Source organism: Variovorax sp. PBL-E5, from assembly GCF_901827185.1.
In the GTDB taxonomy this organism is placed as follows: Bacteria; Pseudomonadota; Gammaproteobacteria; order Burkholderiales; family Burkholderiaceae_C; genus Variovorax.
Genome location: NZ_LR594671.1, coordinates 862537 through 879326 on the forward strand (window position 1 = coordinate 862537; position 16790 = coordinate 879326).

The 16790-nt window shown below is 68.7% G+C and carries 17 protein-coding genes; 12 read left to right on the top strand and 5 right to left on the bottom strand.

All coding sequences use genetic code 11. The annotated features are described in order from the left end of the window. The first annotated feature begins 1 nt into the window (after position 1). From WDLP6_RS04230 to WDLP6_RS04270, 9 genes are all read left to right on the top strand, one after another. Positions 2 to 853, top strand: coding sequence for a TauD/TfdA dioxygenase family protein (locus WDLP6_RS04230; RefSeq protein WP_162591341.1), 852 nt, complete (start codon positions 2 to 4; stop codon positions 851 to 853). A gap of 100 nt (positions 854 to 953) precedes the next feature. After that, the gene (locus tag WDLP6_RS04235; protein ID WP_162591342.1) at positions 954 to 1880 is read left to right on the top strand and encodes a TauD/TfdA dioxygenase family protein; all 927 of its coding nucleotides are present in this window, start codon (positions 954 to 956) and stop codon (positions 1878 to 1880) included. A gap of 33 nt (positions 1881 to 1913) precedes the next feature. Next, the gene (locus tag WDLP6_RS04240) at positions 1914 to 2891 is read left to right on the top strand and encodes a Bug family tripartite tricarboxylate transporter substrate binding protein (protein WP_162591343.1); all 978 of its coding nucleotides are present in this window, start codon (positions 1914 to 1916) and stop codon (positions 2889 to 2891) included. Positions 2892 to 2898: 7 nt separating this feature from the next. Beyond that, positions 2899 to 3891, top strand: coding sequence for a D-2-hydroxyacid dehydrogenase family protein (locus WDLP6_RS04245; RefSeq protein WP_162591344.1), 993 nt, complete (start codon positions 2899 to 2901; stop codon positions 3889 to 3891). Between the two features lie 11 nt (positions 3892 to 3902). Continuing rightward, positions 3903 to 5321, top strand: a complete 1419-nt coding sequence (locus WDLP6_RS04250) for an MmgE/PrpD family protein (RefSeq protein ID WP_162591345.1) — start codon at positions 3903 to 3905, stop codon at positions 5319 to 5321. Between the two features lie 19 nt (positions 5322 to 5340). Next, the gene (locus WDLP6_RS04255) at positions 5341 to 6246 is read left to right on the top strand and encodes a TauD/TfdA dioxygenase family protein (RefSeq protein WP_162591346.1); all 906 of its coding nucleotides are present in this window, start codon (positions 5341 to 5343) and stop codon (positions 6244 to 6246) included. A gap of 25 nt (positions 6247 to 6271) precedes the next feature. Continuing rightward, a complete protein-coding gene (locus tag WDLP6_RS04260; RefSeq protein ID WP_162591347.1) occupies positions 6272 to 7144 on the top strand; it encodes a TauD/TfdA dioxygenase family protein in 873 nt (290 codons plus the stop codon). 14 nt (positions 7145 to 7158) lie between these two features. After that, positions 7159 to 7848 carry an HpcH/HpaI aldolase family protein gene (locus WDLP6_RS04265; RefSeq protein ID WP_162591348.1) on the top strand — a complete coding sequence of 230 codons (690 nt, stop codon included), beginning with the start codon at positions 7159 to 7161 and terminating at the stop codon, positions 7846 to 7848. Next, positions 7845 to 8822, top strand: coding sequence for a Bug family tripartite tricarboxylate transporter substrate binding protein (locus WDLP6_RS04270; RefSeq protein ID WP_162591349.1), 978 nt, complete (start codon positions 7845 to 7847; stop codon positions 8820 to 8822). The genes WDLP6_RS04265 and WDLP6_RS04270 overlap by 4 nt, the downstream gene beginning before the upstream one ends. Here the strand turns inward: WDLP6_RS04270 and WDLP6_RS04275 are convergent. Then, positions 8794 to 10209, bottom strand: coding sequence for a sensor histidine kinase (locus WDLP6_RS04275; RefSeq protein WP_162591350.1), 1416 nt, complete (start codon positions 10207 to 10209; stop codon positions 8794 to 8796). The genes WDLP6_RS04270 and WDLP6_RS04275 overlap by 29 nt on opposite strands. Before the next feature lie 12 nt (positions 10210 to 10221). After that, positions 10222 to 10896 carry a response regulator transcription factor gene (locus WDLP6_RS04280; RefSeq protein WP_162591351.1) on the bottom strand — a complete coding sequence of 225 codons (675 nt, stop codon included), beginning with the start codon at positions 10894 to 10896 and terminating at the stop codon, positions 10222 to 10224. A 108-nt stretch (positions 10897 to 11004) separates the two neighbouring features. On the opposite strand from WDLP6_RS04280, the gene WDLP6_RS04285 reads away from it, so the two are divergent. The 3 genes from WDLP6_RS04285 (at position 11005) to WDLP6_RS04295 (ending at position 13420) form a co-directional block, all read left to right on the top strand. Further along, on the top strand, positions 11005 to 12096 hold the full coding sequence (locus WDLP6_RS04285; protein ID WP_162591352.1) for an LLM class flavin-dependent oxidoreductase: 1092 nt from the start codon (positions 11005 to 11007) through the stop codon (positions 12094 to 12096). Beyond that, entirely contained in the window at positions 12093 to 12707 is a 615-nt protein-coding gene (locus WDLP6_RS04290) for an NADPH-dependent FMN reductase (RefSeq protein ID WP_162591353.1), read from the top strand. Before WDLP6_RS04285 ends, WDLP6_RS04290 begins: the two co-directional genes overlap by 4 nt. Positions 12708 to 12841: 134 nt before the next feature. Next, positions 12842 to 13420 carry a MarR family winged helix-turn-helix transcriptional regulator gene (locus WDLP6_RS04295; protein WP_162565939.1) on the top strand — a complete coding sequence of 193 codons (579 nt, stop codon included), beginning with the start codon at positions 12842 to 12844 and terminating at the stop codon, positions 13418 to 13420. An 18-nt stretch (positions 13421 to 13438) separates the two neighbouring features. On the opposite strand, the gene WDLP6_RS04300 is transcribed toward WDLP6_RS04295, so the two are convergent. From WDLP6_RS04300 to WDLP6_RS04310, 3 genes are all read right to left on the bottom strand, one after another. Next, complete coding sequence (locus WDLP6_RS04300; protein WP_162591354.1) at positions 13439 to 14776, bottom strand: MFS transporter; 1338 nt, start codon at positions 14774 to 14776, stop codon at positions 13439 to 13441. Then, positions 14773 to 15612, bottom strand: a complete 840-nt coding sequence (locus WDLP6_RS04305) for an alpha/beta fold hydrolase (protein WP_162591355.1) — start codon at positions 15610 to 15612, stop codon at positions 14773 to 14775. The genes WDLP6_RS04300 and WDLP6_RS04305 overlap by 4 nt, the downstream gene beginning before the upstream one ends. 155 nt (positions 15613 to 15767) lie before the next feature. After that, positions 15768 to 16613, bottom strand: a complete 846-nt coding sequence (locus WDLP6_RS04310; RefSeq protein ID WP_162565942.1) for a transporter substrate-binding domain-containing protein — start codon at positions 16611 to 16613, stop codon at positions 15768 to 15770. Positions 16614 to 16790 lie beyond the last annotated feature (177 nt).

The window sequence follows — 16790 nt, forward strand, 5'->3', positions numbered from 1 at the left end:
CATGAACCTGTCCATCACCCATTCCGACCGGCCGATCGGCGCCCGGGTCGCCAACGTCCGTCTGCCCGATCTGGATGAAGATGCGTTCCGCCGGATCCTCGATCTGGTGAACGAGCGCAGCGTCGTCACCATCGAAGGACAGGATCTGTCCGAGCAGCAGCAGATCGATTTCGCGCGCCGCTTCGGCGAACTGCAGAAGATCTTTCTGAAGGATGCGCTGTCGAGCCGCTACCCCGAACTCTTCGTGGTCTCGAACATCCTCGAGAACGGCAAGCCGATCGGCAGCACCGACGCGGGCGTGTACTGGCACACCGACGGCGCCTACCTGCCGAAGCCGCACAGCGTCTCGATGCTGTATGCCATCGAGGTGCCCGAGAAGGACGGCAAGGCCGTGGGCGACACGCTGTTCGCCGCCATGGGCGCGGCCTACGACGCGCTGCCGCAGGCCACGCGCGAGCAGGTCGACCGGCTGCGCGGCGTGCACAGCCTGCACTACCGCTACGCGACCAAGGCGGATGCCGCGCAGGACATGGCCGAGCTCACGCGGCAGTTTCCGCCGGTCTCGCATCCGCTGGCGATCCGGCACCCGGCCACCGGCCGCAAGTGCCTGTACCTCAGCGAGGGCTACACGACCCGCATCGAAGGCCTGCCCGAGGACGAGGGCGAAGCCCTGCTGAAGGCGCTGTGCGAGCACGTGGTGCGGCCCGAATTCCAGTACCGGCACCGGTGGGCGCCCGGCGACCTGCTGATCTGGGACAACCGCGCCACGCTGCATCGCGCCACCTTCGACTACGCGCTGCCGCAGCGCCGGCTGATGCGGCGCGCCACCGTCTCCGGCGAGGCCTTCGGGTAAGCACCGCCGCTGGAGGGCTTGCGGTGGATCGCTGTCGGACTTATAGTTAATATAAGCAAAGGCACTGTCTAGCCTCGCTCCCATTCAACCGAGGTGAACGATGGATTCCTCAATCACGCTGCGCCACTTTCCCCCCTCCGACACCGGCGCCGGCCGGCCGGAACGCGAGGTCGTGCTGAAGGGCCCGGGCATCGGCGCCGAGGTCCGGGGCGTCGACGTGGCCCGTGGCCTCGACGACGAAGCCTTCGAATTCGTGCGCAATGCGCTGCACGAGTATTCGGTGATCGTGCTGCGCGACCAGGACCTGGCACCGGCCGAGCAGACGGCCTTCACGAAGCGGCTGGGCGAGATGCGCGTCTCCTTCTACAACCGCTATGGCGTGCCCGGACATCCCGAGCTGTCGGTGGTCTCCAACATCAGGAAGGAGGACGGCGAGGCGATCGGCATCGCCGACGCCGGCATGCTCTGGCACACCGACGCCTCCTACCTGAAGACGCCGGACATGTACACGGTGCTCTACGGCCTGCAGATACCGCAGCGCGACGGCCAGGTGCTCGGCGACACGGTCTTCACCAGCGCCTGGCGGGCCTACGAGGCCTTGCCCGAGGCGATGAAGAAGCGCATCGCAGGCCTGCGCGCGACGCACAGCTTCATCCATCACCTGGACAAGAAGAAGCGGGCCGGCAACCTCAAGCGCGCGCCGCTCACCGAGGCGCAGAAGGCGGAGCTGCCCGATGTCGACCATCCGATCGTGCGCACCCATCCGGTCAACGGCCGTCCCTGCCTGTTCGTGACGGAAGGACATACCAGCGCCGTGGTCGGGTTGTCCGAGGACGAAAGCGACGCGCTGCTCGAGGCGCTGTGGACACAGCTGAAGAACCCCGCCTTCCACTACCGGCACAGCTGGCGCAAGGGCGACCTGATCGTCTGGGACAACTGCGCGGTGCACCACCTCGCGGTCTTCGACTACGGCGACATTCCGCGCCGGCTGCATCGCGCGGGCATTCTCGGCCCGGAGCCTTTCTAGGCGCAGCCGTTGCGAAGCGGAAAGGAAGGGCGAATGAAGCACCACGGTCTGCGCAGAAGCCTGCTCGCCGGCATGGCCGGGCTCGCGCTGTTCGGCGCTGTCGCGGCCCAGGCCGGCGACTATCCGAGCAAGCCCATCCGTCTCGTCGTCGCCTACCCGCCGGGCGGACCGCTCGACATCCTCGCGCGCGTGCTCGCCGAGCCGCTGGGCACGGCGCTCGGCCAGCCCCTGATCATCGAGAACCGCGCGGGCGCGGGCGGCGTCATCGGTTCGGACTTCGTCGCCAAGGCGCAGCCCGACGGCTACACGATCCTGCTCGGCTCGACGCCGCTGGCGATCCAGGAAACGCTCTACCGCAAGCTGCCCTATTCGGCCACGCGCGACCTGACGCCGATCGCCAACCTCGCGGAAGGCCCGCAGGTGCTCGTCGTCGGCAGCGCGGTGCCGGTGAAGACGGTGCAGGAACTGATCGACTACGGCCGTGCGCAGCACGGCAAGCTCAACTACGCCTCGCCGAGCGCGGGCGGAACCAACCACCTCGCGGCGGAGCTGCTCAAAATGCGCGGCGGCTTCGAGGCCACGCACATCGCGTACAAGGGCGGGGCGCCGGCGGAAATCGCCATCATCAGCGGCGACGTCGCGTTCGGCTTCGGCGCGCTGACGGGCTCGCTGCAGCAAGTCCGGCAAGGCCGCCTGCGCGCGCTGGGCGTGACGTCGAAGCAGCGCTGGCCGAGCGCGCCGGACGTGCCCGCCATCGCCGAGACGCTGCCGGGCTTCGATGTCAGTTCCTGGTACGGCCTGCTCGGGCCGGCCGGCATGCCGGCGGAGGTCGTGCAGCGGCTCAACAGCGAGGTCAACAAGATCCTCGCGCAGCCGGCGATGAAGAAGCGCCTGGTCGATCTGGACCTGCTGCCCGCGCCGGGCACGCCGGCCCAGTTTCGCGCCTACCTTCACCAGAACATCGACATGTGGGGCAAGGTCGTCAGGGACGCCGGGATCACCGTCGACTGAAACAACCATGACCACCGGCACACCGTCTCTCCGCATCGCAGTGCTCGACGACTACCAGGGCGTGGCCGCGCGGCTCGGGCCCTGGTCGTCCATCCCGGATGCCGAGCTCACGGCCTTCGCCGACCATCTGGACGATGTCGATGCGCTGGCCGAGCGCCTGGCGCCCTTCGACGTCGTCTGCCTGATGCGCGAACGCACGCGGATGCCGGCCGGGCTGCTGTCGCGCCTGCCGAAACTCAAGCTGATCGTCACGGCCGGCATGTGGAACGCGAGCCTCGATGTCGGCCATGCCGTGCGCCAGGGCATTGCGGTCTGCGGCACCACCTCGCTGCAATCGGGCACGCCGGAGCTGACCTGGCTGCTGCTGCTCGCACTGGCGCGGCGGCTGCCGGCCGAACTGGCCTCCGTGGCCGCGGGCGGCTGGCAGACCGCCGTCGGCGACGAACTCGAGGGCCGCGTGCTCGGCGTCCTCGGCCTGGGAACGATCGGCTCGAAAGTGGCGCGCGTGGCCAACGCCTTCGGCATGCGCGTGCTCGCATGGAGCGAGAACCTCACGGCCGAGCGCGCTGCCGAAGCCGGCGCCTCGCTGGTGAGCAAGGACGAGTTGCTGCGCAGTTCCGACTACGTCACGGTCCACATGAAGCTGAGCCCGCGCACGCGCGGCCTGATCGGCGCGCGCGAGTTCGGTCTCATGAAGCGCTCGGCCTTCCTGGTCAACACCTCGCGCGGGCCGATCGTCTCGGAGCCCGCGCTGATCGATGCGCTGCAGAGCGGACGCATCGCCGGCGTCGGGCTGGACGTGTTCGACGTCGAGCCGCTGCCGCCGGACCATCCGCTGCGCAGCCTGCCCCACGTGATCGCGACGCCGCACATCGGCTACGTGACCGAGCGCAACTACGCGCACTTCTACGCCCAGTTCGTCGAGGACATCCTGGCCTGGATCGCCAAGGCGCCGGTGCGCGTGCTCGATGCCGACCGGTCCTCGCTGCAAACCGTCTAGGAGATCCGCTCTTGGCATCGTCTTTCTTCTCCGATTTCGCCGACTTTGCCGCGCAAGCCGCGACGACGGGATTTCCCGCTCTGGCGCAGCAGCGTGCGCTCGACGGCATCACCGACTGTGTGGGCTGCATCGCGGCCGGCCGGCGCGAGCCGCTGGCGGGCAAGTTGCTGCGCGCGCTGCCAGGCCGCGCCTTCGAGGGCAGCATCGATGCCGAGACCGCGGTCATGGCCTTCAGCGACCGCGCGGCCCTGCCGACGGACGCGGCGATCTTCAACGGCGCGCTCGCGCATGCGATCGACTTCGATGATTCGAGCCATCCCGCCTATGCGCACACCAGTGCGGTGCTGGTGCCGACCTTGCTCTCGGCCAGCGCGATGGCGCGCGTGTCGGGCACGGATGCCATCAACGCCTACATCGTCGGCCTCGAGATGTTCGGCAAGCTGGCGCGCGGCATGAACAACCGCCACTACGAGAACGGCTGGCATGCCACCAGCACTTTCGGGACGATCGCTGCGGCGGCCGCGGCCGCCATGCTGCTGCGCCTGCCCGCCGCGCAGATCGCCGGCGCGCTGAATCTCGCGACCTCCTTTGCTTCGGGCCTGCGCGCGCACTTCGGCACCATGACCAAGCCGCTGCATGCCGGCATCGCGGCGCGCAACGGCATCCAGGCCGCGATGCTGGCGCGCGAAGACTTCGGTTGCGCGAGCGCGGCCCTGGACCATCCCTATGGCTTCGCGACCGTCTTCAACTGGGGGCCCGACAAGGCCGATCTCGGCGCCATGGGAAAGCCCGGCGAAGCGCTCGAGATCCTGACCGACTACGGCCTGTCGCTGAAGGCCTTCCCGTCCTGCGGCGCGACCCATCCCGGCATCGAGGCGGCGACCAAGGTCCACCGGTGGCTGGCCGGCCGCAAGCCGCGGCGCGTTCGCATCGGCGTGCCGGAGCTCTCCTTCCGGCCCCTGATCCATCATTCGCCGAAGACGCCGCTGGAGGGCAAGTTCAGCCTCGAGTTCTGCGTCGCGGCCGGGCTGCTGGACGGCCAGGTCCGCATCGACACCTTCACGCAGGCGCGCGTGTCCTCGCCCGACATCGTCGGGCTGATCGCGCGCACCACGATGGAGGTGGACGAGCGCGTGCGCTTCGATCCCGAATGGGCGACCGCGGTGCGGGTCGAGACCGAGGACGGCGCGATGCACGAGGAACTGGTGCCGCTCGCGATCGGCAAGGTGGGCCGCTGGTTCAGCGAGAACGAGTTGCGCACCAAGTTCCTGGATTGCTGCCGCGGTGTGCTGGCGGACGACCGGGCCGACGGCCTGTTCCGCACACTGCGAGATCTGCCGTCGCTCGATTCGCTCGCCACGCTGCAGCGCCAGCTGCATGTGGCATCGCGACAGGCCGAGGCCCGGGACACCGCGAGCGTCGCGGCCTAGCGCCAAGGAGAAAGCAGCCATGGCCACCGTCACTCCCAGCGGCGCCGCGCTCGGCGCCGAGATCCGCGGCATCGATGCCTCGGTGCCGCTCTCCGACGCCGGCCTCGCGCTGGTGCTGCAGGCCCTGCACACGCACAAGGTGGTCGTGCTGCGCGATCAGCTGCTGCAGCCTGTGCAGCAGATCGCTTTCTGCGCGCGCTTCGGATCGCTCGAGGAACACGTGCTGGCGCAGTTCCTGGTGCCGGGCCATCGCGAGCTGGTGCGGGTGTCGAACGTGCTCGACGAGGCGGGCAAGCCGATCGGCCTGGTCGATGCCGGGCGCCTCTGGCACAGCGATGGCGCCTTTCTCGACAAGCCGAACCTCTATTCGATGCTGTATGCGATCGAGATCCCGCACGGCGCTGACGGGCGCTCGCTCGGCGAAACGTGGTTTGTCGATACGGCCAAGGCTTACGGGTCGCTGCCCCGGGCGATGAAGCAACGCATCACCGGCCTCACGGCCCTCAATTCGCTCGAGGCCGTGTACGCGGCCATGCACAAGGACAAGGCGGCGCTGAACCGGCCGCCGCTGACCGAGGCGCAGCGGCGCGGCGTCGTGCACCCGGTGGTGCGCGTGCATCCGCACAGCGGCCAGCTGTGCCTGTATGTGAGCCGCGCCGCGACGGTGCGCATCCTCGGGCTCGCCGAGGAGGACAGCCGCGCGCTCATCGACGAGCTCGCCGACTGGTGCGTGCGCGACGAGATGCAATACCACCACCGTTGGCGCGAAGGCGACCTGCTGATCTGGGACAACTGCGGCGGCCAGCACCTGGCCATCGGCGACTACGCGCTGCCGCAACGGCGCCTGATGCACCGCGCCACCGTCGCCGGTATCGAGCCCGTCGGTGCGCCCGCGCACGAGAGCGCCACCGCCGACGCCGCATGAACACGCGCATTCCAGGACCCGAACGATGACGATGGAACAGATCATTCCCAGCGGCGCCCCCCTCGGGGCCGAGATCCGGGGCATCGACCTCGGCGCCGGCGTGGACGATGCGACGGTCGAGCGCATCAAGGCCGCGCTGCATGCGCACAAGGTGGTCGTGCTGCGCGACCAGTGGCTGACGCCGGACCAGCAGATCGCGTTCTGCAGCCGCATCGGAACGCTCGAGCCGCACGTGCTGCCGCAGTACCTGGTGCCCGGCTATCGCGATCTGGTGCGTGTCTCCAACGTGCTCGACGCCGCCGGCCAGCCGATCGGCATGATCGATGCCGGCCGCGTGTGGCACAGCGACGGCGCCTTCCTCGAACGGCCCAACATGTACTCGATGCTCTATGCGCTGGAGATACCCGCCGACGCCGACGGCAACCCGCTCGGCGCGACCCTGTTCGCAAGCACCGCGGCCGCCTACGACCGGCTGCCGGCCGCGACGAAGGCCCGGATCGCGGATTTGAAGGCGGTCAATTCGCTGGCCGCGGTCTACGAATCACTGCGGCGCTCGAACGCAGCCGCCCAGCGGGCGCCGCTGACCGAGGCGCAGAAGCGCGAGGTCACGCATCCGGTCGTGCGCACCCATCCGCACACCGGCGAGAAGTGCATCTACGTGAGCAAGGCCGCGACGCTGCGCATCATCGGCCTGCCCGAGGACGAAAGCCGCCAGCTCATCGACGAACTCGCCGACTGGTGCGTACGCGACGAGATGGTGTATCGGCATCGCTGGCAGGTCGGCGATCTGCTCATGTGGGACAACTGCGCGAGCCAGCATCTCGCCGTCGGCGACTACGCGCTGCCGCAGCGGCGTCTGATGCATCGCACCACCGTCGGCGGCAGCGTGCCCTTCTGAAAAAGAAAGAACCCATGAACGCCCGTGTCAAAGCCAAGCTCGCCCGCGGGGAAACCGCGACCATGGTGCTCGTCAACTACCCGTCGCCGGCGCTGGTCGAGAAGGTCGGCGCGCTCGGCTTCGACATCGCCTTCATCGACACCGAGAAGGGCAGCGCCACCACCGAGCGCATCGAGGAGATGTGCCGCGCCGCGCGCGCGGCCGGCATCGCCGCGCTGGTGCGGCCCTGGAGCAGCGATGCCAACCTGATCAGCCGCTACCTCGACCTCGGCGCCGACGCCGTCATGGTCGCGGCCGTCGACACGCCGGAGGCGGCGCGCGCGCTTGTCGAAGCGGTGCGCTATGCGCGCTTCGCCGACCACGACCAGAAGCTGGTGGTGGCGATGATCGAATCGCCGCAGGCCATCGAACGGCTGCCGCAGCTGCTGGCAGTCGAGGGCATCGACATCTGGTTCATCGGCCCGAACGACCTCGCCCATCGCATGGGCCATCCGGGCAACGCGGCCCATCCCGATGTGCGCGCGGCCGTGCTCTCGACCTTGCGCGCGATCTCGGACGCGGGCGCCATCGCGGGCACGCTCGTCACGCCGCAGACGGTGGGTGCGCTGGTCGATGCCGGCGCGCGGCTGCTGATGACGCGGGTGTCCGATCTGCTGGCGATCGGCGCCGAGACCTTTCATCGCGCCAACGAAAGGCGACCATGATGCGCTTCAAGTTTCTTGCGCTGGCGGCGGCCGCTGCCGTGCTCGCGTGGTGGGCCGGGCCGGCGGCCGCCGACTATCCGGACAAGCCGATCCGCATGGTCGTGCCCTATGTGGCGGGCGGCAATCTCGACGTCATCGGCCGTCTGTTCGCGCAGGCGCTGACCGAGGAACTCGGGCAGGCGGTGGTCGTCGACAACCGGCCCGGCGCGAACGGCAACACCGGCACGGAAACCGTGGTGCGCTCGCCGGCGGACGGCTACACGCTGGCCATGGTCTCGGCCGGAACGATGGCCATCAATCCCTCGCTCTATCGCGGCAGCATGCCTTTCGATCCCGAGAAGGACTTGGTGGCGGTGTCGCTGGTGGCTTCGGGGCCGATGGTGCTCGAGGTCAATGCCGCGCTGCCCGTGCACGACGTGGGCGAGCTGATCGCGTACGCCAAGGCGAATCCGGGCAAGCTCAACTTCGGCAGCGGCGGCAACGGCACGCTGTCGCACCTGTCGCTCGAGATGCTGCGCGCGCGGGCCGGCGTCGACATCGTGCACGTGCCTTACAAGGGCACCTCGCTGGCGGTGAACGATCTGCTGGCCGGCCATATCCAGGGCATGTTCGACACGCTCAGCACGGCGGCGCCGCTGATCAAGGAAGGCCGCATCCGCGGCATCGCGGTGACCTCGGTGAAGCGTTCGCAGGCGATGCCGCAGCTGCCGACCGTCGGCGAGACCGGCGTCAAGGACTACTCGGCCGATGCCTGGTCCGGCCTCGTCGCGCCGGCGGGCACGCCGCGCGAGGTCGTCAGGAAGCTGCAGGCCGCGGTGGCGAAGGTCGCTGCCCAGGAACAGACGCAGAAGCGCCTCGCGCTGGTCGGCAGCGAAGCGGTCGGCAGCACGCCGGAGCAGTTCGCTTCCATCGTCCACGCGGAGCGCGCGCGCTGGGCCGAGATCGTCAAGGTGTCGGGCGCACACGTCGATTGAAGCGCACCGTCACCCGCAGGCCCTGCGCCTCGTTCGGATTCGACGCCAGCTCGACCGTGGCGCCGAAGCCGCGTGCGATCTCGCGCACGATCGCCAGGCCGAGGCCCGTGCCCTCGGTGCCTTGCGAGACGCGGTAGAAGCGCTCGAACACGCGCTCGCGCGCTTCGGGCGGAATGCCGGGGCCGTTGTCTTCCACCGAGAGCTCGACCTCGTCGCCGATCGTGCGCACGCCGACGGTCACGCGGCCTTCCTCGGGCGTGTAGCGCAGCGCGTTGTCCAGCAGGTTGACCACCAGCGCGTCGAGCAGCGCCGGCTGTGCCTGCACCCAGGCCGGCGCGGGCGCCTCCATGCCGAGGTCGATGCGGCGGCGGTCGGCCAGCGCGGCCAGTTGCTCGATGCTGCGCAGCGCGGCCGCGGCGAGGTCGACGCGCTCGAGTCCGCTGTAGGCATCGCGGTGCTCGGCCTGCGCGAGCAGCAGCAGCTTGTTGGTGACGTCGACCAGGCGGCGGTTGCTGGTCTGCATCGCCAGCCACAGGGCATCCATGTCGGCGCGGCGCGTGTCCCACTGCTGGCGATGCTGGCGCGTGTAGCGCGCGAACTCGATCTGCGAGGCCTGCAGCGCCAGCGGCGTGCGCAGCTGGTGCGCGGCATCGGCGACGAAGCGGCGCTGCGCCTCGGAGTGCGAGCGCAACTCGCGCACGAAGCGGTTGATGGTGTCGGCCACGGGACGCAGCTCGGTGTGCAGTGCGCGCGCATCGACCGCGAAATCCAGGTGCAGCGGATCGTGCTGCGCGAGCTGGCGGCTCAGGCGCACCACCGGCCGCAGCTCCCAGGTCAGCGCCAGCGTGGTCAGCACGATCGCCAGCAGCAGCGCGATCAGCAGGTATTCGATCGAGGGCAGCCACAGCGCGCGCAGCATGTGGTCGCGGCTGCGCGTGGTCTTGCCGACCGCGATGGTGATGTCCTCGGCGCCGCCGACGTCGTACATCGAGCGCGTGGTCAGCACCGCGCGCAGCGGCAGGCCGTCGAATTCGGCGTCGTACCACTGCGCACGGTCGACACCCGCGGGCCTGCGCACCCGCGGCAGCGGGAAGTCCGGCGAGCCTGCCAGCAGCGCACCGCTGGTGTTGGTGACGCTGATGAAGACGCGATCGCGGTCCGGCGAGACGAACAGGCTCAGCGCGGACGGCGGCACGCTGGCCTGGACATCGTCGCCTTCCCAGATCAACCGGTCCGACAGCACCTTGGCCGAGGACAGCAGGTCGTGGTCCTGCACGTAGTCGGCCACCGCGGCCGCGTTGCGCCAGCTCAGGTAGCCGCACACGCCGACGAACACCGACAGCGGCAGCAGCAGCCAGGCCACCAGGCGCAGGCGAAGGCTGGCCATGCGATGCGGCGCCTAGGCCTCTTCGCGCGTTCGAAGCAGGTAGCCGACGCCGCGCAAGGTGATGATGGTGGCCTGCGCGCCCTCGAGCTTCTTGCGCAACCGGTGCATGTAGAGGTCGATCGCATCGGCGCTGGGTTCATCGTCGAGGCCGAAGATGCTGTCGATCAGCGCCTGCTTGGAAACCGTGCTGCCGGCCTTGCGCATCAGCGTCTCCAGCAGCGTGCGCTCGCGCGGCGGCAGCGCGAGCGCCTGGCCTGCGAGCGCGAACTGCCGCGTGCGCAGGTCGTAGTGGAGGTCGCCGCAGACGATGTCGTTGGCCTTGCCGGGCACCTGGCGGCGCAGCAGCGCCTTGACGCGCGCCACCAGCTCGCGGATCTCGACCGGCTTCACGAGGTAGTCGTCGGCACCGATCTCCAGGCACAGCACCTTCTGGTCGAGCGAGGCGGCGGCGGTGAGGATGATCACCGGCACGTCGTCGCGGCGTTCCCGCAGCCGCCGCAGCACGCCCTTGCCCGAGAGGCCGGGGATGTTGAGGTCCAGCAGCACGACCTCGTAGCGCGCCTGGCGCAGCAGCGCGTCGGCAGCGTCGCCGTCCTCCACATGATCAACCACGAAGTCCTGCGCGCGCAGCAGGCTGGACAGCCAGAGGGCGAGCTGCGGGTTGTCTTCGATCAGCAGGAGCTTCATGGGGCGGCGGGACGGGTCCCGCAATTCTAGGGAACGCGTCCCGGGTGCTTGACATCGGCTTTCATCGCTATAACATATGTTTTTACATGTTTTTTCAGCGGGAGCCCGATGGCAGCGCAACAGCAGGTTTCGTTCGGATTCATGATCGCCGCCGTGGACAAGGCCGGCACCTCCGATGCCGATCTCTACAAGGGGATGATCGAGGACGCCCAGTTCGGCCATGGGCTCGGCTACGAGACCGTGTGGACGGTGGAGCATCATTTCTCGGACTACTTCCCGACGCCGAGCCCGCTGCTTCTCTTCTCGCACATCGCGGCGCTGTGCCCGGGCCTCGGCCTCGGAACGATGGTGCTGGTGACGCCGTGGCACAACCCGGTGCGGCTCGCGGGCGAGATCGCGATGCTGAGCCTGCTGTCGAAGGGCCCGCTGCACCTGGGCCTCGGGCGCGGCGCGGCGCCGCTCGAATACGACGCCTTCGATCTGAAGCTGGAGAACGCCAAGCAACTGTTCGAGGAAGCCTGGAAGATCCTCGACCTGGCGCTGAAAGGCAAGCCCTTCAGTTTCGAAGGCAAGCATTTCAAGGTGCCGCTCGACATCCGCCTGCGTCCCGATGCGAAGCGCGACAACATCCACTTCTACGGCGCGATCGGCAGTCCGGACAGCGCCACCAAGATCGCCGAACTCGACCTGCCGCCGATCTGCAACGGCACTTTGCCGTTCGAAGTGCAATCCAAGGTGCTTGCAACCTGGGCCGAGGTCACGCGCCAGCGCGGCGGCAACACCGACGTGACCAAGCCGGTGGCCATCAGCTGCATCATCGCCGACAGCGACGACGAGGCCGAGGCGCTTGCGCGCCAGTACATGCCGCGCTGGTTCCAGCTGCAGGTCGAGCACTACAAGCCCGACGCCAACGGTTTTCCCGAGATCGCCGACTACCAGTCCTTCGCCAAGGTCCACGAGCGGCGCAAGTCGATGTCGAACCCCGACAACCTCGGCCCCTTCTCCCAGGTCCAGCTCTTCGGCTCGCCGAAGACGGTGCGCGAGCGCGTGCAGAAGTACATCGACGTCGGCTTCAACAACCTGATCGTCATGACCGCCACGCCGGACATCCCGCAGGCCATGCGCAGGCGCTGGCTGAGCCGCTTCGCCGCGGAAGTGGCGCCGCATTTCTCGCCGTCGTTCGGCACGGCCCGGCCATGAATGCCGGAGCTCGCGCCGGGGCGCCGCTGATCGTCGGCATCGGCGGCACGATCCGGGAGCGATCGAGCTCGGAGATGGCGCTGCGCCATGCGCTGGCCGTGGCGCGCCGGCGCGGCGCCGAGACGATGCTCATCGCCGGCCCGTCGCTCGTGTTCCCGATGTACTCGCCGGAGTCCGCGGCACGCGGCGCCGAACTGCGCGGCTTCATCGACGCGCTGCGGCGCAGCGACGGCATCATCGTCTCGTCCCCCGGCTACCACGGATCGATCTCCGGCCTGCTGAAGAACGCGATCGACTATGTCGAGGACTTGCGCGGCGATGCACGGCCCTATTTCGAGGGCCGCCCGGTCGGCTGCATCGCCTGCGCCGCCGGGCACCAGGGCGCAGGCACCACGCTGTCGGCGCTGCGCGACATCGTCCATGCGCTGCGCGGCATGCCGACGCCGATGGGGGTCACGATCAACACGGCCACGCGCGTCTTCGACGAGGACGGCGTCTGCCTGGACGCCGGCGCCGCGCGCCAGCTCGAGGTGATGGCCGCGCAGGTGGTCGATTTCACCGGCTTGCTCGCGTCGGCCGGGCAGCGCGCGGGGGCCGCGGCCTTCGCCTGAGGATCGCGCGCGCCACGCGCGCGCAGGGGCGAGTCCGTGGCCCCGGGCCTCGGGCCATCGCGCGCTCGTTCGCCACGTCGATCCATTACCATCGATGCCGGCTGACACAAACAACGCGAGACCCGAACGATCCCATGGCCAAGACATCGGCGGCATCCGCCGGCAAGCCCGCCGCCAAGAACGGCAAGAACGCCAAGCCCGCCAAGGCCGGCAAGAACGCCAAAGCCGCGAGCAGCGACGCCACCGCCGGCGTGCCCGGGAGCCAGCCGCACGACGCGAACGACCGTTACTTCGTCGAGCAATTCATTCCCTACCTGCTGAACCAGACGGCCACGCTGTTCAACCAGAAGTTCAAGCGCGATCTCAAGGCGCGCGACATGAGCGTGCTGCAGTGGCGCGTGCTCGCGGTGCTCAAAGGCGCGCCCGAGGCCTCGCTCACCGTGATTTCGCAAGAGGCCGCGATCGACCAGCCGACGCTGAGCCGGCTGGTCGACCAGATGGTCGAGCGGCAATTGCTCAAGCGTTCCCAGAGCACGGCCGATGCGCGCTTCCTGGCCATCACGCTGACGGCCCAGGGCGAACAGCTGTTCGACGACATGTGGCCGCTCGCCTGGAAGCACTACCAGCGCGGCATGCACGAGCTCAGTGAAGACGAAGCGACGACGCTCGTCGGCCTGCTGCAGAAGGTCCTGTCGAGCCTGCGGACCTTCTGAAGCGGTCTCTGCGGTTGCTCAGCCCGCTGCGGTCGCGGCGCCGGCGGTTTCCTGGGCCATGGCCGGCCGCTTGATCGCCAGACAGGTGAGCGTCGTGACCGCCCCGAGGAAGATCAGGTACAGCGACACCGGCGCCGAGGAGTGATAGGCGCCGAGCAGCGCCGTGGCGATGAAAGGCGACAACCCGCCGCTGAACACCGCCGCGATCTCGTGGCCCAGCGCGAGGCCGGAATAGCGGATGCTGGTGCCGAAGAAGCTGCTGAACAGCATCGGCTGCGTGGCGCACATGGCCGAGTAGCTGACGGTGTTCGCGAGCATGAACGCGAGGAAGATGTAGGTCGGGTCCTTGGTCCCGATCAGGGAGAAGAACGGAAACGCCATCAGCATCAGCGTGATCGAGCCGAACATGTAGATCGGCTTGGTGCCGATGCGGTCGGCCAGCGCGCCGAAGGCGATCAGCACCGGCATCTGGATCACGAAGGACACGATCATCGCCAGCAGGATCATGTCGTCCGGCGCGCCGACGAACTTGCCGAAGCCGAGCGAGAAGGCGACGAAGATGTAGGAGCTGCCGTTCTCCGCGACGCGCAGGCCCATGGCGATCAGGACTTCGCGCGGATGGCGCTTCAGGACTTCGAGCGCCGGCACCTTCGCTACCGTTTGGCCGGTGGCCTGCGCCTCGACGAAGGCCCGCGTCTCGGGCACCCGGGAGCGGATGTAGACGCCGACCGCGAAGACCACGATGCTCACGAGGAACGGCAGCCGCCATCCCCAGCCCATGAAGTCCTCGGCCGGCAGCCGCTGCGCCAGGTAGAAGGCCAGCGCCGAAAGCAGGAAGCCGAGGCTCAGGCCGGCCTGGCCGAAGGAGGAGTAGAAGCCGATCTTGCCCTTGGGCGCGCTCTCGGTGAGCATGAGGACGGCACCGCCCCATTCGCCGCCGGCGGCCAGACCCTGCAGGATGCGCAGCAGCACCAGCAGCACCGGCGCCCAGATGCCGATCTGTGCGTAGGTCGGCATCAGGCCCATCAGGAAGGTCGCGGCGCCCATCAGGACCAGCGTGGAGACCAGCGCGCGCTTGCGGCCGTAGCGGTCGCCGATGTGGGAGAACAAGAGGCCGCCGAAGGGGCGCGCCAGGAAGCCGATCGCGAAGCCGGCGAAGGCGCCGAGCGTGCCGACCAGCGGGTCGGTGCCGGCCGGGAAGAACAGCTTGCCGAACACCAGCGCCGCCGCGGTGCCGTAAAGGAAGAAGTCGTACCACTCGAGCGCGTTGCCGATCACGGACGACAGCAGCACACGGCGCGTCGCGGCGGCGCTGAGGGTACGCGCCGGTGCGCCGTCGTCATGGGGTGCGGTCATTCGGTCCTCCGATGGAGTTGGGGAAGCAGGAACTCGGCCAGGCAGGCGTTGAATGCCTCCGGCTGTTCGATGTTCGTCAGGTGGCCTGCATCGGCAATCACCTGCAGGCGGGCGCCCGGAATGAGTCCGACCAGTTCCTGCGAATGGCGCAGCGGCGTGGTCGTGTCGTGCTCGCCGACGAGCACCAGCGTGGGCGCGCGGATCTGGCCGAGATCGCCGGCGAAGTCGTCGCAGACGTTGGCCTCGATCGTCTTCAGGTAGCTGTCGGTCCGCAGGCTGGCGATGCTTTGCGTCAGCTCCGCGACCACGGCCGGCGAGGCGTTGGGCCCGACCAGGCTCTTCACCACCGCCGGCGCGATGTCCGAGGGGGTCTTGCCGCTTTGCAGCGGCTTCGAGCGCGCGCCGAGGAAGGCTTCGCGTTCCGCCGGCGTGCGCGTGTCGCGCGCGTCCGAACGCGCGTCGACCAGGGCGAGGGAGGCGACCAGGTCCGGATGCAGCAGCGCCAGCCGCTGCGCGACGCGTCCGCCGAGCGAGAGTCCGACCACATGCGCGCGCGCCGCGCCGAAATGGCGGATCACCCGTGCGACATCGTCCGCGAATTGCGAGATGCCGGTGGGCCCTTCGTAGTCGTCGCTTTCGCCGTAGCCGCGGAAATCCACGGCCACCGCCTGCGCATGCGCGCCGAAGCGGGCAAGCTGGCGATCCCAGTTCGACTTGTTGCCGCCGATGCCGTGCAGGAACACGAGCAGTTCGCCGCTTCCGCGCCAGCGGACCGCGATCGCGGGATGGGATCCGATCCGTTCCGTCTTCACGACGGATGCGCCTGCCTCATTCATCGTCACGTCCCAGGGGTGAGGGCCGGTTCAGCCCGTCGATCGATTTCCATCGATATGCAATTGTATTTACATATGCCTATGAAATGAATGTAGCAGTCGACCCCTGGGGTGTCAACGGCATCGTGACAGGGCCGTGAAGGCCCGCGCGGCGTGGCTCAGCGGACGGTGAAGGGCACGTCCGCCAGCTCGGTCGGCAGCGCCGGCAGGTCGCCGCCGACCCACTTGCGGTTGATCGCGTTCAGCTTGCCGTTGGCCATGTTGCGGTCGACGAAGGCATTGAGCCAGGCATTGAATTCCTTCTCGCCGAGCCGCGTCGCGAGGCCGTTGTACTGCCGCGCGAACTGGAACTTCTGCTCGAACTGCGCACCGGCCGGCGATCTGGCGAGCACGACGGCGATCAGGTTGGTGCTGCCGATGGCGTCGACCTGGCCCGAGAGCAGCGCCTGGATCGGCACCGCGTCGTCGTCGAAGCGTCGCACGTCCGTGCCTGGTGGCATGCCTTTGGTCAGCGCCACATCGGCAGCGCTGCCGCGCGCGGTGCCGACGCGCAGTTGCGCGAGGTCGTTCCAGTCGCGCACGGTGTCGGTCTTCTTGCCGTAGATCACGCCATCGAGCGTGGCGTAGGGCTTGGAGAATTGCACGGCCTTGGCGCGGTCCGGGTACATGCCGATCGCGGCGGCCAGCACGTCGACCTTGCCGGTGGTGAGGTAGCCCACGCGATTGCCCGCGGTGACGGGCACCAGCGCCAGCTTCACGCCCAGGTCGTCGGCCATCAGCTTGGCGACATCGATGTCGTAGCCGACATTCGCGCCGCTGGCATCGATGGAGCCCCATGGCGGAAATTCGGCCTGCACGCCGACCGTCAGCGTGCCCTTGCGCTTGATGCTGTCGATCGATTGCGCGCCGGCGTTCGCGCAGAAACAGAACGCCGCCGCCGCGCACAGCCAGAGGCCGATGGCAGCCGATCTGGAACGTCCGCCGATCGTGGATGCGAATCTCATGTCGAGCCTTTGGGTCTTTAGCGAAATGGACGAGCCGATGCGAAGGGCTGCACGGCGACGCGAGTGTAGGTGGATGGCGGCAGGGAAGCTTAGGGATAACCACGAGCGATCCGCACCGGTGCCGAAAGCTGGCCGAAAGACCGCGCTGCCTAGACTGGCTGCGCCCCGCGGCTGGCC